Source organism: Clostridium sp. AM25-23AC (genome assembly GCF_003435125.1).
GTDB lineage: Bacteria > Bacillota > Clostridia > Lachnospirales > Lachnospiraceae > Pilosibacter > Pilosibacter fragilis.
In genome coordinates this window covers 35,111-57,116 of record NZ_QWGI01000001.1, presented here as the reverse complement: position 1 = coordinate 57,116, position 22,006 = coordinate 35,111, and the positions used below count along the sequence as shown (strand labels likewise).

At 49.0% G+C, this 22,006-nt stretch carries 19 protein-coding genes; 16 read left to right on the top strand and 3 right to left on the bottom strand.

Going from position 1 to position 22,006, the window contains the following annotated elements; translation table 11 throughout:
• Positions 1-222: 222 nt before the first annotated feature.
• From DW677_RS19140 to DW677_RS18195, 6 genes are all read left to right on the top strand, one after another.
• Positions 223-879, top strand: a complete 657-nt coding sequence (locus tag DW677_RS19140; protein ID WP_347473006.1) for a hypothetical protein — start codon at positions 223-225, stop codon at positions 877-879.
• Positions 880-885: 6 nt separating this feature from the next.
• The gene (locus DW677_RS00260; RefSeq protein WP_015554961.1) at positions 886-1,602 is read left to right on the top strand and encodes a class C sortase; all 717 of its coding nucleotides are present in this window, start codon (positions 886-888) and stop codon (positions 1,600-1,602) included.
• A 76-nt stretch (positions 1,603-1,678) separates the two neighbouring features.
• Positions 1,679-3,514, top strand: a complete 1,836-nt coding sequence (locus DW677_RS00255) for an isopeptide-forming domain-containing fimbrial protein (protein ID WP_117470629.1) — start codon at positions 1,679-1,681, stop codon at positions 3,512-3,514.
• Positions 3,515-3,560: 46 nt separating this feature from the next.
• Positions 3,561-4,565: a hypothetical protein gene (locus DW677_RS00250; protein ID WP_147324907.1), complete on the top strand. Its 1,005-nt coding sequence runs from the start codon at positions 3,561-3,563 to the stop codon at positions 4,563-4,565.
• A gap of 39 nt (positions 4,566-4,604) precedes the next feature.
• Positions 4,605-5,447, top strand: coding sequence for an LPXTG cell wall anchor domain-containing protein (locus tag DW677_RS00245; RefSeq protein WP_117566284.1), 843 nt, complete (start codon positions 4,605-4,607; stop codon positions 5,445-5,447).
• Between the two features lie 30 nt (positions 5,448-5,477).
• Positions 5,478-5,645: a hypothetical protein gene (locus DW677_RS18195; protein WP_015554957.1), complete on the top strand. Its 168-nt coding sequence runs from the start codon at positions 5,478-5,480 to the stop codon at positions 5,643-5,645.
• Positions 5,646-5,827: 182 nt separating this feature from the next.
• Here the strand turns inward: DW677_RS18195 and lysS are convergent, their stop codons facing one another.
• Together lysS and greA are read right to left on the bottom strand one after the other, a co-directional pair.
• On the bottom strand, positions 5,828-7,768 hold the full coding sequence (lysS, locus tag DW677_RS00240) for a lysine--tRNA ligase (RefSeq protein WP_117515814.1): 1,941 nt from the start codon (positions 7,766-7,768) through the stop codon (positions 5,828-5,830).
• Between the two features lie 97 nt (positions 7,769-7,865).
• The gene (gene greA, locus DW677_RS00235) at positions 7,866-8,348 is read right to left on the bottom strand and encodes a transcription elongation factor GreA (protein WP_015554956.1); all 483 of its coding nucleotides are present in this window, start codon (positions 8,346-8,348) and stop codon (positions 7,866-7,868) included.
• 327 nt (positions 8,349-8,675) lie between these two features.
• Here greA and DW677_RS00230 point away from each other — a divergent pair, with 327 nt between their 5' ends.
• The 6 genes from DW677_RS00230 (at position 8,676) to DW677_RS00205 (ending at position 14,563) form a co-directional block, all read left to right on the top strand.
• Positions 8,676-8,894: a hypothetical protein gene (locus tag DW677_RS00230; protein WP_015554955.1), complete on the top strand. Its 219-nt coding sequence runs from the start codon at positions 8,676-8,678 to the stop codon at positions 8,892-8,894.
• 364 nt (positions 8,895-9,258) lie between these two features.
• A complete protein-coding gene (locus DW677_RS00225) occupies positions 9,259-9,903 on the top strand; it encodes a DUF4317 family protein (protein WP_117470633.1) in 645 nt (214 codons plus the stop codon).
• Between the two features lie 46 nt (positions 9,904-9,949).
• Entirely contained in the window at positions 9,950-11,500 is a 1,551-nt protein-coding gene (locus tag DW677_RS00220) for a DNA methylase (protein WP_242992080.1), read from the top strand.
• Positions 11,497-11,919: a hypothetical protein gene (locus DW677_RS00215; protein ID WP_117566283.1), complete on the top strand. Its 423-nt coding sequence runs from the start codon at positions 11,497-11,499 to the stop codon at positions 11,917-11,919. Before DW677_RS00220 ends, DW677_RS00215 begins: the two co-directional genes overlap by 4 nt.
• Before the next feature lie 190 nt (positions 11,920-12,109).
• Positions 12,110-13,291: an iron-containing alcohol dehydrogenase gene (locus tag DW677_RS00210; protein WP_015554950.1), complete on the top strand. Its 1,182-nt coding sequence runs from the start codon at positions 12,110-12,112 to the stop codon at positions 13,289-13,291.
• Between the two features lie 429 nt (positions 13,292-13,720).
• Positions 13,721-14,563 (top strand): DegV family protein, encoded by an 843-nt coding sequence (locus DW677_RS00205; protein ID WP_117484590.1) that lies wholly within the window; start codon positions 13,721-13,723, stop codon positions 14,561-14,563.
• Between the two features lie 370 nt (positions 14,564-14,933).
• On the opposite strand, the gene DW677_RS00200 is transcribed toward DW677_RS00205, so the two are convergent.
• Entirely contained in the window at positions 14,934-15,866 is a 933-nt protein-coding gene (locus tag DW677_RS00200) for a TIGR01212 family radical SAM protein (RefSeq protein WP_117566282.1), read from the bottom strand.
• A 361-nt stretch (positions 15,867-16,227) separates the two neighbouring features.
• Here DW677_RS00200 and DW677_RS00195 point away from each other — a divergent pair, with 361 nt between their 5' ends.
• The 4 genes from DW677_RS00195 (at position 16,228) to DW677_RS00180 (ending at position 21,999) form a co-directional block, all read left to right on the top strand.
• Positions 16,228-17,514, top strand: coding sequence for a galactokinase family protein (locus DW677_RS00195; protein ID WP_117566281.1), 1,287 nt, complete (start codon positions 16,228-16,230; stop codon positions 17,512-17,514).
• Complete coding sequence (locus DW677_RS00190; RefSeq protein WP_165860006.1) at positions 17,511-18,488, top strand: TAXI family TRAP transporter solute-binding subunit; 978 nt, start codon at positions 17,511-17,513, stop codon at positions 18,486-18,488. Before DW677_RS00195 ends, DW677_RS00190 begins: the two co-directional genes overlap by 4 nt.
• Before the next feature lie 200 nt (positions 18,489-18,688).
• Positions 18,689-19,639 (top strand): DUF1177 domain-containing protein, encoded by a 951-nt coding sequence (locus tag DW677_RS00185; protein ID WP_117470638.1) that lies wholly within the window; start codon positions 18,689-18,691, stop codon positions 19,637-19,639.
• A 197-nt stretch (positions 19,640-19,836) separates the two neighbouring features.
• Positions 19,837-21,999 (top strand): SH3 domain-containing protein, encoded by a 2,163-nt coding sequence (locus DW677_RS00180; protein WP_242992079.1) that lies wholly within the window; start codon positions 19,837-19,839, stop codon positions 21,997-21,999.
• Positions 22,000-22,006 lie beyond the last annotated feature (7 nt).

Genomic DNA, 22,006 nt, shown 5'->3' with positions numbered 1-22,006 from the left:
AACACTTCCAACCGCAGGAATACCGGGCAGCTTTGCTACATAGAATGCAGTTTAGGGAGTGATTTTTATAAAATTTTAAGGAACAAGGGGGAAAGGAGGAGCTTTGTGAGCATAAAGAGGCAGAAGAATCTTGTGTGCAGCAATTGAAATATTGACTCACAGTAACTGTTCGACAGAGATACAGTTACGATCCACGATTCGAAAAAAAGGAGGAAAAGAGAGATGAAGAAGCGCAGAATAAAAAAACGTGTTCTGGCAGCACTCATGACGGCCTGTATGGTAGTTGGGCCTGTGCCGGGGGTGTCGTTGGCGGATGTGTCAGGTGAACCATCTGGTACGCTGACACCGGCTGCAAAGAAATATAACTTTGATGGAACAGCGTCAACAGCTACAGATCCGGATATTGAGCTTAACAAGACAGCTGCATATAACGGAACATTTACTGAGAACGGTCAGACAGAACTTACAAAGACCTTTGAGGTTGGAACGAAACTCACGCTTGCGGATATTCCTGCATCCAAGGGTAAGAGCAGCAGTTACAGCGATCAGACCTGGGATAAATTCCCGGTTGGATATATTGTAGGAAAAGATGGAACGACCTTCACGATCACCTACAAGTGGAGATCAAGCGGCAGTGGCAGTGATTATGACTATAGCACCTCCACAAGAGGCAAAGCCACAAACGCAGCTGGTAAGTCCGGACGTTGGATCTTAGAGGGCGGCGGGTTCACGGAGGATAACGGGACAACACAAGAGGACACATGTACACCGGCTGGCATGAGATCGACGGCAAGTGGTATTACTTCAACACAGCATCCGACAAGGGAACACTTGGCGCAATACTTGCGAACACCACAACACCGGATGGATATCAGGTAGATGCAAATGGAGCATGGATCCGGTAATTCCGGCAGGAAACCTTCATGGCTCACCGGGCGCGGGATCCTCATAGCAGTCATGTTTCTTTTGGGACTGGGAATTTTTCTGTACCCGCATATCTGTGACTGGTACTATCAGTATCAGTTCAACAAGGCGATCGCGGCGTATGACCGGTTTCAGGGGATCGACTGCGAAGGAATGATCCAGGCGGCCAGAGAGTACAATGAAAGACTTGCAAAGAAAGAGGAACAGTTTCTGGTTCCCGCAGAGGAACGGGAGGAGCTTGACCACCTTCTGGATCCATGGGAAACAGGGATGATGGGATATGTGGACATTCCGAAGATCGGGGTCCACGTTCCCATTTACCACGGAACGGAAGAGCGGGCGCTTCAGTCGGGCGCCGGTTTCTGGTATGGGACAAGCCTGCCGGTGGGCGGTGAAAATACCCATTGTGTGCTGGCCGCCCATAACGGTCTTGTGAAGGCGAAACTGTTCACTGACCTGGACAAACTAGAAGTGGGAGATCGGTTCACTCTGGATGTCTTAAACGAGACATTCACGTATGAGGTGGATCAGATCCTCGTAACACTTCCGGAAGAGACGGAAGAACTTTATGTCCAGAACGGAAAAGACCTTGTGACGCTTTATACCTGTACTCCGTATGGGGTAAATACCCACAGGCTCCTTGTCCGCGGACACCGGGTAACAGAACCGGAAGAATGATGAAAAAAATGCGCCGGTTCACAAAAAGTGAAAACGGAGCTTTTTTCGACATAAATTGACATGGAGGGAATCGAAAATGAAAAAGAAAATGAACAAGGTTTTAGTAGTCTGCACAGCGGCAGCAGCGATGACAGCATTTTCAGGAACCGCTTTTGGGGCAACTCTCGATCTGGAGTCAAAGACAGCGGTTGCTGACGCGAAGGATGGAGCCGGGGATATCCAGGAGGCCATAAATCAGATCTCGGGGAACGGAAATAAAGATGGGTGGACCATCAAAATAAAGTCTGGTACATATGACCGATTTACAATTCCGGCAGATTTTAAGAACATCACGGTTGAGGGAGAGAAAAACAGCGTTATTCAGGTGATGAATGCGTCAGTGGCAGACAACCTTTCAGATGCTGGCGGAATTAACGCGTTTGGCAGTAATATTACTTTAAAAGGACTTACAATTGATGCTGGAAATGTACCGGCTGAAGAGGGAAAGTTTACAGCAGCGGTTTCCAATCACAATGGCGCAGTAGGTGGAACTGGCTTTTCTCTTCATGTTGAAAACTGTACGATCAAGGGAACAGATTCACAATTTGCGGATGGTATTTTATTTGACAGTCCGGGATTTGATGTGAAAAATTGTAAAATTTCAGGTTTTAAGCAGGCAGTTGAATTCTTTGGAGATAATTTTGTAGTTCCGGAATCTGGAAATATGGTCAGTGGGAATACGTTCCGTGACTGTAGCTTTGCTATTCATGGATATTTTGGCGGCGGCTCGGATGGCGGAGTGCTGAGTTTTAAGAATAATAAGGTAACCGGTACGGATGATCTGCGCGCCAAAGTAGTGATTCAGGATCAGAGTAATACAGGGGCTGTTCGCGCGGATATCTCTGGAAACACATTTGTGAATGCACTTGTGGGACTTGTGAATCTGAGAGAAAACGGGAAAACGATCTCACCAGTATTGACCTCCAATGAGATGGGCGCAAACAGTTTTTATGTTGAGGCGGTGGAGCCGGGAACCATTGAATTTTATGCGACATATCATGCGCCGGAGAACAGCGAAGGCTGCTGGAGAGTGACAGGAATTGAAGATTTTGGCATTGATGCCGGATTAAATCCGGATGGATCCAAAGCAAAGATCGAGGAGTTGGTGGATGCAGCGAATGAAAGTGGATCCAGAACGTTGAGCATTACGGGAATTGATGAAAACAATCTGATCAAAACGTTCACTTATTTTAAAGATGGAATTTACTGGGACAGCGATAAGGAAAGTAAACCGTCGGTGGACAAAAAAGCGGATGGTCAGGACCGTATCGAGGCAGCAAGGCCAGGAGATGTTATTTCTTTTACACTGGAATCCAATCTGCCGCAGTCACTGTCAGCGCAGGTAAAAAGACGTACTCCAAATGACGACAGACCAGATGATGACAGACCATATATTATAGAAAAGAAGTCTTATCAGCTGATATTCCATGATAAGATGAGCAGTAATCTTTCTCTTAATCAGGCTACATTGAAAGTCGAAATCATGAATAATGGAAAGCTTGTGGAACTGCCGGAGAAATATTACATGGTGCGTACAGATCTTGAAGGTGAGACTTTCCGGGTAACAGTAGGACTTGTGGCAGCGTTTAATGATGGTCAGATCTCGTATGATCAGCTGAAGAATGCGGCACAGATCGTCGTATCTTATGACGCAACGGTAAAAGACAGTGTTATCAATGGAGACAAGGTGGAGAACCGTGCATGGGTCAACGACAGCGAAGAGGATATCGTTGACGGCCCGGTCATCGATCCAGATGTTCCGTCCACCGGTGGAGTTGGAACAAAAGCCTTCACAGCAGCAGGAATCGCCCTGATGGGAGTTGCAGCAGGTGCTGTGATCGTGACAGGTAAGAAAAAGAAAGAAGAACAGTAATTCAGACTTTTCGGATTGTTGCTAGTTATGAGAACGAGGTAGAGACATGAAAAAATCATGGAAAAGTTTCATGACCGTCACCGCAGCCGCTGCTGCGATGACGGCTGCCATGGCATTTTCTTCGTTGGCGGCTGTGGCGAAGGTAGATGATGACCTTCCGGAAAACCGTCATATCGTATCGGTAGCTTCCGGCGGATATGAGACGGGATTCCAGATCAAGGCGGCTCATGGCGCGGACATCTACGAGACGACAAGTTATCCGATCGATAAAAAGGCAGACGGCGAGGATGAGATCGGAACCGTAAGTCAGGGAAAGAAGATCAAGTTTACACTGAACTCCAGTCTTCCAAAGCTGCTTGCACGCTATGTTGTAACGGCATCCAACGCCTCACCGGCAAACTCCGCAAGGGAGATTCGCAAAGTCCGCGTACATAGTGCGTCCGGCGCGGGAATAGTCCGCGTACACAGTGCGTCCGGTGCGGAGACAGTCCGCATGTACAGCGCATCCGGTGCCGGAAGAGCGGGAAGCGTAATCAGGGACAACTACGACAATGAGATTGCCAGACAGTTCCTTTTAGCAGATGAAAAATATGCGATCCCGGATTCTGTTGTGGAGACCATGGTCTTCCACGATGAGATGAGCCGGTATCTGAAGTTTATCGACGGTACGCTCCGTGTGACTGCGGGCAGGGATGGAAAAGAAGTTCCTTCCGGGTATTACACGGTAACAGCCAGTGGTTCCAACGCATTCCGGGTTGAGGTTGATCTTGTAAACCTCTTTAATACCGGAATCATCGATTATGAAGATCTGACGGGTGAAAATCCGATTACAGTGACCTATGAAGCGGTCGTGACAGACGACGCGATCCAGGGGGACGAGCTGTTTAACGAAGCCTGGGTCAACGATGGAGAACATGACTCCGTGGAAGGTGCGGTCCTCGATAAGAAGGTTCCGTCCACAGGCGGAATGGGACGGGGAATGTTCACGGGTCTTGGACTCCTGTTTATGGGCACAGCGGCAGCAGCAGGGAAGAGAAAAAGAAGCATGTAGATCAGATACAGAAATCGATGTAGAAGGAAGGAATCCAAGATGACAGGAATTCGGAAAAAGAATAAGATCCTGGGCTTTATTTTTGCCGTGCTTGCGGTATGGATGGTGATATTTCAAAATCCGTCCTACGCGGCACAGCGGGGTAGTCTGAACATAAAAACAGAACAGGCCGGAATGACGGTATATCTCTATCGGGTTGCAGAAAAACAGGCGGGTGTCTATGTGCTGAATGAGAAATTTCAGGCATCCGGTGCGGATGTTTCCGGAGGTGGTTCCAGAGAGGCTGCGATCACTCTGACAAATTTTGTGAAGGCGCAGGGGATCCAGCCTTACCGGACCGGAACGGGAAGCGGAAAGCATGTGGTTTTTCGGAATCTTCCGGATGGAGAGACTCTCTATCTTGTGACGGGGGATCCACTGACCGTTGGCGGCAAGACCTACATTCCGGCACCGGTTCTCGTGGAAGCGGGCGGTGCCGCGGCGGAAGCAGATATCAAGTGTGATATTGAAGAACCGGAAAACCCGACAAACCCAACGGAACCCACAAACCCGACGGATCCATCGAATCCGACCTCTCCGACCCGTTATTATGATGACAGCGATGATGACGACTGGGATCCGACTCCGAATAAGAAGCCGACGATCACAACAGCGGCTGACGAGACGGTGACGATCACAGATGCGGAGACACAGTCGGAAACCAGAGTGGAGGAGAGTACGGCAGAGAGTGAAACAGAGACATCTACGGAGACAACCGTGGAGAACGAAAAGAAGCTTCCCCAGACAGGACAGCTGTGGTGGCCGGTAGGGATCCTGCTCTCCGCAGGCGCGGTCCTTCTGGCGGCAGGTCTTGTGATGAAAAAGAGAAGTAAGGAAAAATAAAAAATTAAAGAGAAACATGAGGATACAGATATGAAAAAGAAAACGCTTCATCCCTCCGGATTTACAAGCAAATGGAGAGCATACTCCAGCACCACAACTCCGCCGACAGAACCGGGACGTTATACCATGACAGTCGTTGTCCTTGGCGGTAACTATCTGGCCTCCCCGATCAACCGGTCCTTCCAGATCACGAAGTAGAACGGCTGAATGGTAAAATCGCGGGTCCTGTAACCCGCGATCAGGAGACATTCATATGAAAAAAGTACGCATCACATTCCCGTTATCAGATCAATGGCGATGTGATGCGTATTTTAATGTAAAAAGAATGTGCCCAGGCGGCTCCGTAAGGAACCACCCGGGCACAGTAGATTGTTTCGTTATTAGTACAGCTTTGCACCGGCCGGGATTCTGTCATCGACCATCAGGAGGTTCAGTCCCTCATGGCCATCTTTCTCATGGACTGCTGAGATCAGCATACCTTCGGAATCGATTCCCATCATCTTTCTCGGCGGAAGGTTCACAATCGCGATTGCTGTCTTTCCAACCAGCTCTTCCGGCTCGTAATACTCGTGAATACCGCTTAAGATCACGCGGTCCTTGCGCTCTCCGTCGTCCAATGTGAACTTCAGGAGTTTCTTGGACTTCGGTACCGCTTCACAGGCTAAAATCTTAACTGCGCGGAAATCGGATTTTGCGAATGTTTCGAAATCAACCATTTCTTTGAAGATCGGCTCGATCTTAACGTTGGAGAAATCGATCTTCTCAACAGTCTTTGCTGCCGGAGCGGCTACGGAAGACTTGGAAGATTTTTTGTCGGAATCTAAGGACTTCATTGTCGGGAAGAGCAGTACGTCACGGATCGCCGGGGAGTTTGTAAATAACATAACAAGACGGTCGATACCGTATCCGATACCACCGGTCGGCGGCATACCGATCTCAAGGGCATTTAAGAAGTCCTCGTCAGTGGTATTTGCCTCGTCATCACCGGCAGCAAGTGCTGCTTCCTGTGCTTTGAAACGCTCTCTCTGGTCGATCGGGTCGTTTAACTCGGAGTATGCGTTGCACATCTCACGGGCATAGATATAGAGCTCGAAACGCTCAACCTGCTCCGGGTGACCCGGTTTCTTCTTGGTAAGCGGGGAGATCTCGATCGGATGGTCTGTGATGAAGGTCGGCTGGATCAGGTGCTCCTCAACGAATTCCTCGAAGAAGAGGTTGATGATGTCGCCGCGGACATGACGATCCTCGTAGTGAACGCCCTTCTCATCCGCTAATTTCTTTGCTTCCTCAGTTGTCGTGATCTCGTTGAAATCAATACCGGTGTATTTCTTGATCGCATCGATCATGGTAAGGCGCTCGAACGGCTTTCCAAGGTCGATCTCGACATCTGCGTACGGAATCGTTGTGGATCCGCAGATCTGCTTTGCGATATGACGGAACATATCCTCTGTGAGATCCATCATTCCCTGGTAATCCGTGTATGCCTGATATAACTCCATAAGAGTAAATTCCGGGTTGTGTCTTGTATCAAGACCTTCATTACGGAATACACGGCCGATCTCGTAAACGCGCTCCATACCGCCGACGATGAGTCTCTTTAAGTAGAGCTCAAGGGAGATACGAAGCTTTACATCCTCGTCGAGAGCGTTATAGTGTGTCTCGAACGGTCTCGCGGCAGCACCGCCTGCGTTTGCGACGAGCATCGGAGTCTCGACCTCAAGGAATCCGAGGTCATCTAAGTATCTGCGGATGCAGCTGATGATCTTGGAACGCATAACGAATGTCTTCTTAACGTCCTCGTTCATGATCAGGTCAACGTATCTCTGACGGTAACGGGTATCTGTGTTTGTAAGTCCGTGGTACTTCTCCGGAAGGATCTGTAAGCTCTTGGAGAGAAGTGTTACGGAATGGGCATGAACAGAGATCTCGCCCATCTTTGTTGTGAATACAAAGCCCTTGATGCCGACGATATCGCCGATATCCATTCTCTTGAAGTCTTTGTAGGAATCCTCACCGAGGTCATCGCGGCATACATAGCACTGGATGTTGCCCTTGAGATCCTGGACGTTGCAGAAGGAAGCTTTACCCATGACACGCTTGGACATAATACGTCCTGCGATGGAAACTTCCTTTCCGTCATATTCTGCGTAATGATCCTTGATATCTGCGCTGTGAGCTGTCTGATCATATTTTGTGATCTGGAACGGGTCTCTGCCCTCTGTCTGTAACTCAGAAAGCTTCTCGCGGCGCACCTTTAAGAGCTGGTGGATATCCTGCTCTTTTGCATTTGCATTCTTGTTCTGATTCTGCTGTTCAGCCACTTTTCTATTTCTCCTTCACTGTAGTCTTTGTGTATGATCGATACGGTCGTGTACAGAATTTTCAGCCCGGAAGCTTCCCGTCTGTACACGGCGGCGATCAATCGACTCTTTTAATATCGAGTACCTTATACTGGATAACTCCGGACTGTGTCTCAACGTCAACAACGTCACCAACGCGTTTTCCGATCAGCGCGTGTCCGACCGGGGACTCGTTGGAGATCTTATTCTCAAGGCTGTTTGCCTCTGTGGAACCAACGAGCTTGAATTCCATCTCCTCGTCGAAATCGACATCGTAAACCTTTACGATACATCCGACGTTGATCTTGTCAAGGTTTACCTCGTCCTCAACAACGACCTCCGCGTTCTTTAACAGCTTCTCGAGCTCTTCGATTCTTAACTCAATATCTCTCTGCTCGTCTTTCGCAGCATCGTACTCGGCGTTCTCGGATAAGTCTCCCTGTTCTCTTGCCTCTTTGATCTTCTGGGCAATCTCACGACGGCGGTTTACTTTCAGATCCTGAAGCTCATCCTCGTATTTTTTCAGTCCTGCATAAGTTAAAATATGTTTCTTATCAGCCATGACGTCTTACCTTTCTTATTGTTTCGGGGCAGAATGACCCTTTATAATTTTTAGCTTTACATTCTCTGTATTATAGCGTGAACACTGGGGATTGTCAAGAAGACGAAAGGCTTTGTTTTTGAGGATTTTCACGGTATCTTTTGATAAAAAATGACTCGTATGGACAGAGGCTGCATCTTATTAGGAAGAAACAGAAAACAGGGAAAGGACAGGAAATAACAGACAAGATAAAAACAGGAATAATTACTGATATTTACTTGATATCCTATCCGCGCTATGCTATAATCAGGTTGATCAAAAATATTTATGAGAAAGGAAGTTACCAATATGCAGTACGCGATTGCACATTTAGATCAGGACGGCAACGGAGATTCCGACAAGAATCCATATATTTCCGTAGATTTTGAAAATAACCTTGAGTCATGTCTTGAGGCGGCAAATATGATGGAGGATGAGGGATATAAGGAGATCACACCGTTTATCCTTGAGGATGAGGGAAAAAGCGGCACTTATACCTGGGAGTATGTGAGACAGCATTCCATTTAAATTTGGAAAAGAGAAATTGGGGAGATCCTGCGGGGCGTGTGAATGCTCTGCGGGGTCTTTTTTGTTGCGATGAAGTTGGAAGAGGCTGTCGGCAGCAGGTCCTGTAAGTCTTGTAAGAAGGAAAAGATAGAAAAACTTGACGAACATATGTTCTAAATGTATAATGGAAACATAAGATTTTAGGGAGAGAATTGAGTCTGGAATCGAGATAAACCATATTAGGAAAGCCGCAGAGACATTTAGTGGCTATGTATTAGTAAGGGATGTTGGTGACAGGTTCTGTAGGTTTTTTGGAGTGCTGGAAGATGACAGATAAGACTGAATAAAAGCTAAGACTAAATAACAGAGAAAACGGAGAAAATATATGAATCAGATCAACCGTGAGGATATGCTGGAGCTTACGAGAAGAATGACATTGAAGAGAAACTGCTTTGACCGGATTGCAGGGGCTTATCTGGATAGGGACGGGTTTGTAGACGGGACATTTAATAAGAATTTCCGTCAGCTCTCCCTGCCAGATCAGCAGAAGAATCTTGATATCGCGAAGACGATCCCGTTTTCGGAGACGAATGTGGCGTTGAAGGAATATGTCTTTTCGGGGGAGGAGAAAAAGCCCGGGAGTGTGTGGCAGCTGCTCTGCGCACTGCGGGAGTGTGAGCTGAAAAACGATGCACTGCTTGATATTTTTTATGAAGTGTTTGGGGAAAAATATCCGGCGTCGGGGGATTATGCGGTCTATTTCTTTCACGGGAATTATGATGTTCCGAGAAAGGCAAAGGATAAGGAAAGCCTCTGGGAATCGGAGGAAGTTTACCGGTTCCTGATCTGTGCGGTGTGCCCGGTGAGCGGAGATTATGAGCCGGGGATGCCGGTCTGCGGATTTATGTTTCCGGCGTTTAAGGACCGGGGACCGGATAATGGGCGGATTCAGGTGTTTGAAGCGGATCCGGCGCGGCCGCATAGGGATTTTTTAAATTTGATCTTGCCAGTGAGTGCATATATTTTGTGAAGGTATGTGGGGGAAATGGAAATTGATGTCGGAAGGGAGACGGGCTATGGCGGATAGAATGAGCAAGATGGATAGATCAAACAGAATTTACGCAGCGATCGATCTGAAGTCATTTTACGCCTCTGTTGAGGTGGTGGATCGAAAACTGGATCCGATGACGACGCACCTTGTCGTCGCGGACCGGAGCCGGACATCGAAAACGATCTGCCTTGCGGTATCGCCTTCTTTAAAGGCGTATGGGATTCCCGGACGCGCGCGCCTCTTTGAGGTGGAGCAGAAGGTGGAAGAGGTGAACCGGGAGAGAAGGCGGCGGGCCCCCGGTGGAAAATTCACGGGAAGTTCCTGTGATGCGGTTGAACTGACGAAAAGACCGGATCTTGCGCTGGATTTTATCGCTGCGCCGCCGCAGATGGCCCACTATATGGAGAAAAGTTCACAAATTTACCAGATCTATTTAAAATATGTGGCACCGGAAGATATCCATTCCTATTCGATCGATGAGGTCTTTATCGACCTGACTTCCTATCTTGAGACATACCATATGTCGGCGCATGAGCTGACGACACGGATGATCCGGAATGTGCAGAAAGAAACCGGAATTACGGCGACTGCGGGGATCGGAACGAATCTGTACCTTGCAAAGATCGCGATGGATATTATGGCAAAGCACATCGAACCTGACGCGGACGGAGTGCGTATCGCGGAACTGGATGAGATGAGTTACCGGAGATATCTGTGGGGACACCGTCCGCTGACGGATTTCTGGCGTGTGGGCCGGGGATACGCGAAAAAACTGGAAGAACGGGGAATCTACACGATGGGGGATATCGCCAGATGCTCCCTCGGAAAGGAAAACGATTATTATAACGAAGATCTTCTGTACCGGATGTTCGGTGTCAACGCGGAACTTCTGATCGACCATGCCTGGGGGTATGAGCCGTGTACGATCGCGGATGTCAAGGCGTACCAGCCGGAAAACCACAGCGTCGGATCCGGGCAGGTTCTTGCCTGTCCATATACCGTCCAGAAGGCAAGGCTCGTCGTGCGGGAGATGGCGGACCTTTTGGCTCTGGATCTTGTGGAGAAAAAGCTGACAGCGGACCAGGTGGTCTTGACGGTGGGATACGATATCGAAAACCTGACGGATTCAAAACTCAGAAAGGACTACAACGGGGAGATATCCACGGACCGTTATGGAAGACGGATCCCGAAACACGCCCACGGCTCCAGAAATCTTGGCGGGCAAACTTCCTCCGCGAAACGGATCACGGAGGCGGTTATGGAGCTCTACGATGAGATCATGAATCCAAAGCTTCTTGTGCGCCGGATCGCGATTTCCGCAAACCATGTGGTCTGTGAGGGAACGGAACAGAAAGTGCAGGAGTACGAACAGTTGAATCTCTTTACCGATTACGGCACACAGGTGGAGCAGAAAAAGAAGGAAGAGGAAGAATTAGCGCGGGAAAAACGGATGCAGCAGGCGGTTCTGGAGATCAAGAAAAAGTTCGGAAAGAACGCAGTCTTAAAGGGAATGAATCTGGAAGAGGGTGCGACCACGGTAACGCGGAACAGCCAGATCGGAGGTCACAGGGCATGAGTACATGGGAGAAATATCGGGATATGATCGATCTTCCATATCCGGGAGAATCAAAGCATACCCGGATGCCGGTGAGGGACAGGGCAGCCCAGTTTGCTCCATTTGCTGCGCTCACCGGATTTGGCGCAGTATTAAAAGAGACGGAACGTATTACGGAAAAACGGATCGTGCTGGATGAGTACGAAAAGGAAAAGCTGAATGAGAAGCTGCGGCTGCTATTGGAGAAACAGGAATCCAGGCCGGAAATTACCGTAACCTTTTTTGTACCCGATGAAAAGAAGGACGGCGGAGCATATCGGACGATCTCTGGTCATATAAAGAGAGTGGACGAGGAGAGTCATTGTTTGATTTTAGAGGAAGGGGAAAGAATTCTGCTGGAAGATATTTTTGATCTCGCATTCACTGCTCATGAAAAGTAAAGTTAGACGATATAAAAATGTTATGAAATTAACAACAAAATGCTTGCGTTAATAATTTAACAATGGTATAATGTGTATAAAGCTTAGGAAAACGAAGCGTGATTGGTTCTTAGTAAAACCTGTGAAACACAGGTCGGAAACGTGAGATCCCTGTCTGTAATGACAGAATTGTGAAAGGAGAAGAGAACGTATGGCAAGATTTACATTACCGAGAGACATTTATCATGGAAAAGGATGTCTGGAAGAACTGAAAAATCTGAAGGGAAAGAAAGCATTTCTCGTAGTAGGCGGCGGTTCTATGAAACGCCAGGGATTCCTTGACAAGGCTGTTCATTACTTAAAAGACGGCGGAATGGAAGTTGAAGTCTTTGAGGGCGTAGAACCGGATCCGTCGGTGGAGACCGTTATGAGAGGCGCGGAAGCGATGCGCAAGTTTGAGCCGGACTGGATCGTATCCATGGGCGGCGGTTCCCCGATCGATGCGGCGAAGGCGATGTGGGCGTTCTATGAGTACCCGGAGACTACATTTGAAGACCTGATCACTCCGTTCAGCTTCCCGGAACTGAGACAGAAAGCAAGATTCGCGGCGATTCCGTCCACATCCGGTACAGCTACAGAGGTAACGGCATTCTCTGTTATCACAAACTATCAGACAGGCGTAAAATATCCGCTGGCTGACTTTAATATTACTCCGGACGTTGCGATCGTAGATCCGGATCTCGTGATGGGACTTCCGGTGAAACAGGTTGCCTATACTGGTATGGATGCCCTGACCCATGCGATCGAGGCGTACGTCTCCACATTAAACGGACCGTTTACGGATCCGCTGGCACTTCAGGCGATCGAGATGGTTCTGGAATACCTTCCGGCATCTTACAATGGAAATACCCATGCGAGAGAGGAGATGCATTACGCGCAGTGTCTCGCGGGAATGGCATTCTCTAATGCGCTTCTTGGAATCGTTCACTCTATGGCCCACAAGACGGGAGCTGCGTTCTCCACCGGACATATTCCGCACGGATGCGCGAACGCGATCTATCTTCCGTATGTCATCCAGTATAACGCGAAGGATACCGTCGCAGCTGAGCGTTACGCGGAGATCGCAAGAAGAATGGGATTAGAGGGAAGATCCAGACAGGCCCTGATCAACAGTCTCTGCGCGAAGATCAATGAATTCAATGAGAAGCTGAATATTCCGAAGACACTGAAAGAATTCGGTATCAATGAGGACGAATTTAAGGAGAAGGTGGACCGTATCGCGGAACTCGCGGTTGGCGATGCATGTACCGGATCGAACCCGAGAGAGATCGATCCTGCGAATATGGCGAAGCTGCTTACCTGCACATATTACGGAACTGAAGTTGACTTTTGACGATAATTTGAGATGCGGCTGTGAGGGTGCTAAGCAGCTGCTGGAAAGATTATCCACATAATATAAATATTGTGGTGTAATCAGATCTTGTATGGAGATCGAATTGGGAAAATCTCTGCCGGGAATATCCGGCAGAGATTTTCTGTTTGCAGGTTACTGTTCACGCCTTGCGCAAACAGTAACTGATTTTGCCGATGCTTCGCATTCCGAATCGGCAAAATCCACTACCACCACTGTATTGTACGGAATTTTCAGTTCAGAAAATTCCTACCCGTGTACAGTAACGTTTCCAGGACATATCAAGCGAGGTTTTTCTATCATTCTATTGACTTTCTGTAGAAGCCACTCTATAATATATGGTATTGAATACTACATCACAGGGAAAAATAAATGAGAACTGTGATAGGGAATAGAGCTGGAGGAAGCAGTATGAATTATAGAATTATTGGGGATAGCTGCATGGATCTTACCGAGGAGCAGAGGAAGGATCCGCATTTTACCCTGATCCCGTTTACGCTTATGGTGGAAGACCACCAGTTTGTTGACGATAAGAATTTTAACCAGAAGGAATTCTTAAAAATCGTAAAGGAAAGCCCGGAGTGTCCGAAGACTGCTTGCCCGTCTCCAGAGACATTTAAGGAAGCTTACTGCTGCGAGGAGGAGAATGTATTTGTTATTACGATCTCTTCCCACCTGAGCGGATGCTATAACAGTGCGGTTCTCGCAAAGAATCTTTATGAGGAAGAGTTTGGAACCGGAAAGAAGAATATCGTGGTGATCGATTCTGAGTCTGCTTCTACCGGAGAAGTAAATCTCGCGCTTTATGTTCAGGAACTCTGTGAGCAGGATATTCCGTTTGAAGAGATCGTAAAGAAAACTCTCGAGTACCGCGACAGACAGAAGACGTATTTCGTTCTGGAAACTCTGGATACATTGAGAAAGAACGGACGACTCACCGGACTTCAGGCGTTCTTCGCGACAAAATTAAACATTAAGCCTGTTATGGGTGCGGATCACGGCGTGATCATCAAACTGGATCAGGCCCGCGGAATCCAGAAGGCACTTCAGAGAATGGTGGAGATCGTTGTGAAAGATGCAGGAACAGTGGAAGATAAGTGTCTTACGATCGCTCACTGCAATGCGCCGGAACGTGCCCAGTATGTAAAAGAAAAATTTGAACAGGCCGCAAAGTTCAAAAAGATCATTGTGACCGAGACAGCCGGACTTGCTACCGTTTATGCAGGGGACGGCGGAATCATTGTGGCAGTGTAACTGTTCAGTAGGTCTGCGCACTTGCTGCGCTGACCGTAAGAAAACATAGGCTGGAAGGCAAAAATCCCATCAGCGAAGCTGATCTGGAATGGATTTTTGCACGTAACTATGAAGGTACTGAATAGTTACGTGGCAGTATAAATAACGGAAGAGAAATGAGAAAGGCGTTCGATCCACCCGGAGAAAAATCCGGATGATGGATTTAACGCCTTTTTATGTAGCAGGAAATTCTGAGAAATTCCCTGTTACATAAAAAGGCACTGACGTGCCAAAGATGCGCACTCGCGCGAAGATGTAGACTGTCGCAAGCGACCGCACGAGGCGCAGGAATGTGACAAGGCACATTCATTTTATCGAAATGAGAAAGCAGTTACAGGTCCATCCCCTGAAAAATATGATGTTCCTTTAAATATTTTGCAATGGAATTCAAAACCAGTCTTTTATTCCCGCTCCATTCCGGTGCGATCAGGATCGACTTTGGCCCGTCGCCGCTGATCCGATGGATCACAGTTTCCTGTGGGAGGATTTTTAAGCAGTCACCGATCAGTTCCAGATATTCCGGCAGTTCCAGTGTGTGAAACCCGCCGGATGCATAAAGATCGGCAAGATCTGTCCCTTTTAACACATGAAGGAGCTGCAGCTTGATCCCATCCACATGGAGCTTCCCAAGGTAATTCACGGTTTCCAGCATCTGTTCCCTCGACTCTCCGGGAAGTCCGAGGATCACATGGACGATCACCGTGAGTCCGGCAGCCTTTAACCTGCGGTAGGCATCCTCAAAAACGGGGAGCGCATATCCCCGGCGGATGAGTTTTGCCGTATCCTCATGGATCGTCTGCAGACCGAGTTCTATCCAGACTGGTTTTTCTTTATTTAACCGGGAAAGAAGCTCTACGGTTTCATCCGGGAGGCAGTCAGGCCGTGTACCGATGGAGAGTGCGCAGATCTCCGGGAGAGAGATTGCCTCAGAAAAGAGTTGTTTCAGATAGGAGAGTGGGGCATAAGTGTTTGTGTATGACTGGAAATACGCGATATAGGCAGCGTCATCTCCTGAGATCTTCCGGCTGACGCGGGCCTTCGCAAGGTCAGCCTGCTCTCTAAGGGATCCGGCCTGCTTTTCTGCAAAATCACCAGATCCGCCGGCACTGCAAAAGATACAGCCGCCTCTTCCCAGTGTGCCATCCCGGTTTGGACATGTCATGCCGCCGTCCAGAGCGAGTTTATAGACTTTTTTCCCAAATATCTTTTTTAATTCATAGTCGAGAGAGTGGTACGGTTTGCCATTCCAGTCTGTCTGAAGCATAAAACAGATCCTTTCAAAAAATAAGTTTTCCTTGCAACACATATACGAGGTATTATATAATAATAAAAGGTTTCTTTTCAACCTGATTTCCGGAAAAGTTACTGCGCCTGCTTTGCGCGTAGTTACTGTTCACGCCTTGCGCAAACAGTAACTGATTTTGCCGATGCTTCGCATTCCGAATCGGCAAAATCCACTACCACCACTGTATTGTACGGAATTTTCAGTTCAGAAAATTCCTACCCGTGTACAGTAACTGTGGGTACAGTAACCCGGAAAACACAGCAAAGCTTCCGCATAAGGTGCCGGCTGTGAAGAAAATAAAAATATCCGCCAAGGCGGATCGAAAAGGAGAACTGGGGTTATGGATAGAGAAGCTGCAAGGAAAGCATTACAGAGCGCGAAAGCGACCGGATTTTTTACAGAAATGTATGGGGACGGTGCCGCTGAGAATGAAAAGCGCTATGAGCATGTTCTTGAGGGATTCGAAAAGTCATTCGGGGGGGATCAGGTGAGTCTTTTTACTTCCGCAGGACGTACCGAGATCAGCGGAAACCACACAGACCACAATAATGGAAAAGTTCTGGCTGGAAGCATCAACCTTGACTGTGTTGCCTGCGCGGCGGCAAACGGAACCGATGAGATCCACATTATCAGTGAGACATACAGCCAGAAATTCACGATCAATATCAAAAATTTAAAGCCGAGCGACAAGATGGCCGGAACCATCGACCTGACAAAGGGAATGCTGGCCGGATTTCAGGAGATGGGATATCAGATCGGCGGTTTCGACGCTTACATTACAAGCAACGTGATCAGCGCCGCCGGAGTCAGCTCCTCCGCTTCCTACGAAATGCTGATCTGTTCCATGATCAACGAGTTCTTCAATGACGGAAAAGTGGACGTCGTTACATATGCCCATGTCGGCAAATACGCGGAGAACAAATACTGGAATAAAGGTTCAGGTCTTCTCGACCAGATGGCATGCGCGGTGGGCGGCATGATCACCATCGACTTCAAGAATCCTTTAGAACCGGTTATTGAGAAAATCGACTATGACTTCGGTGCTCAGGATCACAGCCTGATCATTGTCCAGACCGGAAAAGGTCATGCGGACTTAAGCGCTGAGTATTCCTCCATCCCGAATGAGATGAAGAGGGTGGCAGCCGTGTTTGGAAAGGAAGTCTGCGCGGAGATCACGGAACAGGAAGTGATCGAAAATGCGGCGAAAGTGAGAAAAGAGGCGGGTGACCGCGCGTTCTTACGTGCCCTTCACTTCTTTGAGGAGAACAAGCGTGTTGAAAAACAGGTTCAGGCATTAAAGGAGAACCGTTTTGACGAATTCTTAAGCCTGATCACTGAATCTGGAAATTCTTCCTGGAAATGGCTCCAGAACTGCTATGTTCCGGGATCTGAGGAGCAGGGGATCACTTCCGCGTTAGCACTCACAGAGTTATTTATTAAGGAAAAAGGCTGCGGCGCATGCCGTGTTCACGGCGGCGGATTTGCGGGCGTTATTATGGCGATGCTGCCGAATTCCGTGACAGACGAGTACATCGCTTATATTGAAAAGGCAATGGGAGAGGGAAGCGCATACCGTATGAGCATCCGCCCGTACGGAGCGGTATGCGTGGACGGATATATCGCATGAATCGGAGACACGCACGGAGCCTGATTCTTATAGCTGCCGCTTCCGGTGTATTGACTGCATGCTCAAATCCGGATCCCGGTATGGGGGAGACGAGAAAACTCATTATGGGGACCTTCACTGAGGACAGCGTGACTGACCGGGCTGGAAAAGCCGTGGCGGCGACCATCAGCAACACAGTTCCCGGAGTCTACGTGGAGACCTGGCCGTCAAAAGGCGCCTATATGAATATAGAGCATCTGTTTGACGGGACATATGATCTCGTGATCGTTCCGGCTGGGGCAGCTTACGAGGCGTATACGGGAACCGGTGCCTGTGAGGGAGAAAAAAAGGAAAAACTTCGTGCAGTAGCGGCATGTTATCCGATCGTCTCCACATGGATATCCCCGAAGAAACTGGGACTTTCGAAGGTACAGGAACTGAAGGGGCATCCGCTTGCCGTGGGAAATGAAGGTTCTGAGACGGCAAAGGTATCCGGAGAAGTGTTCGATGTCCTTGGAATCGACAAGGAGAACACGGAGATCTGGTATTATGGGATCCAAGGTGGAGCCGACGGGGTCCGGGACCAGTGGGCTGATGGGATCCATGCGTTCACGGAGTCCCCTGTCCCGGCTTACCAGGAGCTGGCGGCGGAGGATGGGATCCGGTTCTTGTCCTACACGGACGAAGAACTGGATGAGATCTTAGACGGCCATCCGGAGTACAGTAAGATCAAAGTTCCGGCAGGAACTTATGAAAATCAGGACGATGAGGTCGGGACCTTCTGCGAAAAAGTCCTTGTCTGCGTGTCTGCGGATATGGATGAAGACCTTGTTCATGAGATCGCCTGGGCATTGGAGGTCAACGGACCGGTGTATACAGCCGGAGAACCGTTTATGCGGGCGATGGATGACAGGGAGTTCCGGGCTTCTAAGATCCCGATTCCGCTTCATGACGGGGCAAAACGGTATTATGAGGAGCAGGGATATTTCAAATAGTAATATATTCCGTAACTGTTCAGTAGGTCTGCGCATTTACTGCGCTGACCGTAAGAAAACTTAGAATAGAAGGCAAAAATCCTATCGGCACAGCCGATTTGGAATGGATTTTTGCGCGTAACTGTGAGGGTACTGAACAGTTACAATATCCCTCAAAATAACAAGCGGTCTTATAAGAGACCGGGAAAAGGAGATGTCCTATGTTGTACAAAGAGTTGATCGAATTATTTGACATGTTAGACAGCGCATCAGCGTCCGGCAGCGAGGTGGTGGAGTATTTTAGATCCATCGATCCCATGTGTCAGGTGGAAACGTATCCGCTTGAAGGACCAAAAGGCCATACAGACATGGTGAGGATCCTGATTCCGGGAAAAAACGGAAAATCAAAGGGCGGAAACGCTGGAACGATCGGTATTCTCGGACGTCTCGGCGGTCTGGGGGCAAGACCGGAACAGATCGGGTTCGTCTCTGACGGTGACGGTGCATTGACAGCGTTAGCGGTTGCCGCAAAGCTTCTCAGAATGCAGGCAAAGGGCGATTTCCTTGAGGGCGATGTATTCATATCTACGCATGTCTGCCCGGACGCTCCGACAGCTCCCCATGAACCGGTGCCGTTTATGAACTCCCCGGTGGAGACCTGGCAGGTGAATAAGGAGGAAGTGACGGACGATCTGGACGCAGTCCTGGTTGTGGATACCACAAAGGGAAACAGGATCATCAACCACCGTGGATTCGCAATCTCACCGACGGTATGTCAGGGGTATATTTTGAGAGTCAGCGAGGATCTTCTCGATGTGATGCAGATGACAACAGGAAAACTTCCTTATGTATTTGCTCTGACACAGCAGGATATCACGCCTTATGGAAATGGAATCTTCCATTTAAACAGCATCCTGCAGCCTGCGACGGCGACAAAAGCCCCGGTGGTAGGCGTTGCGATCACGACAGAGACGACCGTTGCCGGATGTGCAACGGGAGCTACCCATATGGAAGATCTGGATGAGGCAGCCCGGTTTATGATCGAGTCGGCGAAGGCATTCGGAAGAGGAAAGCTGAGTTTTCTGGACAAGGAGGAGTTTGCTCGGATCAAGGAGCTTTACGGCAGCATGGAACACTTCCAGACGCTTGGAAAGAAGAGTGAAGAGGCGTAAGCTTCGGGAAAAGATCCGGGTCTTAGCCGGATTCCGGCAGCAGATGTAATTTTTTTAAGAAATTTGACAGAAATTTATCATAAATCCCGGCGGAAAAAATTTGACAGGTTCTGCCGGGATTGTTACAATTACGGGTAGAGCAAAAATTGTAACAATATGCGATAACCGTCTATGGGACGGGGTGATGGAGAACATACATGTCAGACAGAGAAATGATAGAAGAAACTAAGAAAGACGTTCCGGATCAGATGGAGCCGGTGATCCCGGAGATCCCGGCGGAGAAATCCGGGAAAGAACCGGAGGTCGAAGCCGCAGAAGCCGCCAGCACAGAACCGGAGTCAAAGGCCGCAGAAGCCGACAGCACAGAACCGGAGGTCGAAGCCGCAGAGGCCGCCATCACAGAGCCGGAGTCAAAGGCCGCAGAGGCTGACAGCACGGAGCTGGAGTCAAAGGCCGCAGAAGCCGACAACACAGAGCCAGAGGCCGCAGAAGCCGACAGCACAGAACCGGAGTCAAAGGCTGCAGAAGCCGACAGCGCTGAATCGGAGACAGAGGGACAGAGATCCCGTTCTGCGGGAAGACGTTCCGGAAACCGAAGGGAAAAACTGCAGCCCGTGCGCCCGAAAAAAGAGCATCAGGCAAGTCAGCGTGAAAATATCTTAAGACTGCGTGAGATCAAAAAGAAAAAGGCGGCGATGCCGTATATGAAGATCCTCGCGGCAGGAGGAGCGGCTGTTGCAGTGGTCGCGGTGGTTGCGGTTGCAGGAACTGTGATCGGAAATCACAGGGACACTTTTTCCAGAGGGATGAAGGTTGAGACCGCAGCGGCTTCCTTAGAGACAACAGAGGCTGCATCTGAGAGCACCGGGGAGAGAAATATTGTTCTGGAGACCACGCTTTCTGCCGAGGAGATTGCGTCTAAGGAATATGAAAAGACGGTCCAGAGTATTGTGGACAGCTATGCAAATCTTGGGATTGCGGAGGTCTCAGGCTATCTGAACGTCAGAAAGACCCCGGAGAGCTTCGGTGAGGTCATAGGAAAGCTGCCGAAGGGCGGTGCCTGCGAGATTCTGGATACCTCCACAGATGGCTGGTATAAGATCTCATCTGGCGGTGTGACCGGTTATGTAAGCTCCCAGTATGTCTATACCGGGGATGAGGCGAAAAAACTGGCTGCGGAAAATGTGGCTGAGCGTGCCGTGATCGATGCGGATAAGTTAAATGTCCGGTCAGAGCCGAAGGCGGATGCGAATGTTGTGGAGCAGGTATTTAAAAACGAAAGATATGACATCAGGGGGCAGCAGGACGGCTGGATCCAGATTTCTTCCGGATATATTTCTGCGGATTATGTCACCGTAAAATACGCTCTGGATGAGGCGATCAAGCAGGATATGAGACAGACGGTCTTAAGCCTTTATGATAATCTCGGTGTATCCAATGTGTCCAATTACCTGAATGTCCGCGACAATCCGGATGAGAAGAAGGGCAAGATCATCGCGAAGCTGCCGAGCAACGCAGGCTGTGATATCCTGGACACCTCCACGTCGGGCTGGTACAAGATCCGTTCCGGAAACATTACCGGTTATGTAAAATCTGAGTATATCCTGACAGGACAGCAGGCGAAGGACAAAGCGCTTCAGGTTGCAAAGCTGATGGCGATCTCCAACACGGACGGCGTCAATGTCCGCACAGAGCCGAACACGAATTCTTCGATCTACACACAGATCTCCAACAGCGAGCGATTCCTTGTAGCGGATCAGCAGGATGGCTGGGTAAAGATCGAGATCGATGATCAGGACGCATACCTGTCCAGCGATTATGTTGACGTTAAGTACGGTCTGGAAGAGGCGATCAAGTATACGCCGGTGGTTGAGGTTGCAGATACCTCTTCGAAGAATGATTCTAAGAACAGTTCAAAGAACAGTTCAAAGAATAATTCCGGTAAGAAGAACAGCGCAAACGACGGGGCTGCCGGATCGAAGTCCGGAAGTGTTTCCTCCAAACGTGCCCAGATCGCAAACTACGCAGTTCAGTTCGTCGGAAACAGATATGTCTACGGCGGAACGAGCCTGACAAACGGAACGGACTGCTCCGGATTTACGATGTCTGTCATGGCAAAATTCGGTGTATCCCTGCCGCATAACTCCGGCGCGCAGTCTGGAAGCGGAAAGTCGATCACCTCGAGCCAGATGCGTCCGGGTGACCTCGTATTCTACTCAGGCAGCGGCGGAATCAACCATGTGGCACTTTACATCGGTAATGGTCAGGTGTGCCATGCGTCCAACGCGAGATCCGGTATCAAGATCTCCACCTGGAACTATCGTACTCCGGCGAAGATCGTGAATGTACTTGGCGATTAATTGAAAA

Excerpts from the sequence above, each read along its gene's own strand:
- DW677_RS00245 (WP_117566284.1), top strand. The coding sequence starts at position 4,605 with ATGACAGGAATTCGGAAAAAGAATAAGATCCTGGGCTTTATTTTTGCC.
- DW677_RS00200 (WP_117566282.1), bottom strand. The coding sequence starts at position 15,866 with ATGCTTCAGACAGACTGGAATGGCAAACCGTACCACTCTCTCGACTAT.
- DW677_RS00210 (WP_015554950.1), top strand. The coding sequence starts at position 12,110 with ATGGCAAGATTTACATTACCGAGAGACATTTATCATGGAAAAGGATGT.
- DW677_RS00190 (WP_165860006.1), top strand. The coding sequence starts at position 17,511 with ATGAATCGGAGACACGCACGGAGCCTGATTCTTATAGCTGCCGCTTCC.
- DW677_RS00185 (WP_117470638.1), top strand. The coding sequence starts at position 18,689 with ATGTTGTACAAAGAGTTGATCGAATTATTTGACATGTTAGACAGCGCA.
- DW677_RS00260 (WP_015554961.1), top strand. The coding sequence starts at position 886 with ATGGAGCATGGATCCGGTAATTCCGGCAGGAAACCTTCATGGCTCACC.
- DW677_RS00195 (WP_117566281.1), top strand. The coding sequence starts at position 16,228 with ATGGATAGAGAAGCTGCAAGGAAAGCATTACAGAGCGCGAAAGCGACC.
- DW677_RS19140 (WP_347473006.1), top strand. The coding sequence starts at position 223 with ATGAAGAAGCGCAGAATAAAAAAACGTGTTCTGGCAGCACTCATGACG.
- DW677_RS00205 (WP_117484590.1), top strand. The coding sequence starts at position 13,721 with ATGAATTATAGAATTATTGGGGATAGCTGCATGGATCTTACCGAGGAG.
- DW677_RS00255 (WP_117470629.1), top strand. The coding sequence starts at position 1,679 with ATGAAAAAGAAAATGAACAAGGTTTTAGTAGTCTGCACAGCGGCAGCA.
- DW677_RS00250 (WP_147324907.1), top strand. The coding sequence starts at position 3,561 with ATGAAAAAATCATGGAAAAGTTTCATGACCGTCACCGCAGCCGCTGCT.
- DW677_RS00225 (WP_117470633.1), top strand. The coding sequence starts at position 9,259 with ATGAATCAGATCAACCGTGAGGATATGCTGGAGCTTACGAGAAGAATG.
- DW677_RS00215 (WP_117566283.1), top strand. The coding sequence starts at position 11,497 with ATGAGTACATGGGAGAAATATCGGGATATGATCGATCTTCCATATCCG.
- DW677_RS18195 (WP_015554957.1), top strand. The coding sequence starts at position 5,478 with ATGAAAAAGAAAACGCTTCATCCCTCCGGATTTACAAGCAAATGGAGA.
- DW677_RS00230 (WP_015554955.1), top strand. The coding sequence starts at position 8,676 with ATGCAGTACGCGATTGCACATTTAGATCAGGACGGCAACGGAGATTCC.
- DW677_RS00220 (WP_242992080.1), top strand. The coding sequence starts at position 9,950 with ATGGCGGATAGAATGAGCAAGATGGATAGATCAAACAGAATTTACGCA.
- greA (WP_015554956.1), bottom strand. The coding sequence starts at position 8,348 with ATGGCTGATAAGAAACATATTTTAACTTATGCAGGACTGAAAAAATAC.
- DW677_RS00180 (WP_242992079.1), top strand. The coding sequence starts at position 19,837 with ATGTCAGACAGAGAAATGATAGAAGAAACTAAGAAAGACGTTCCGGAT.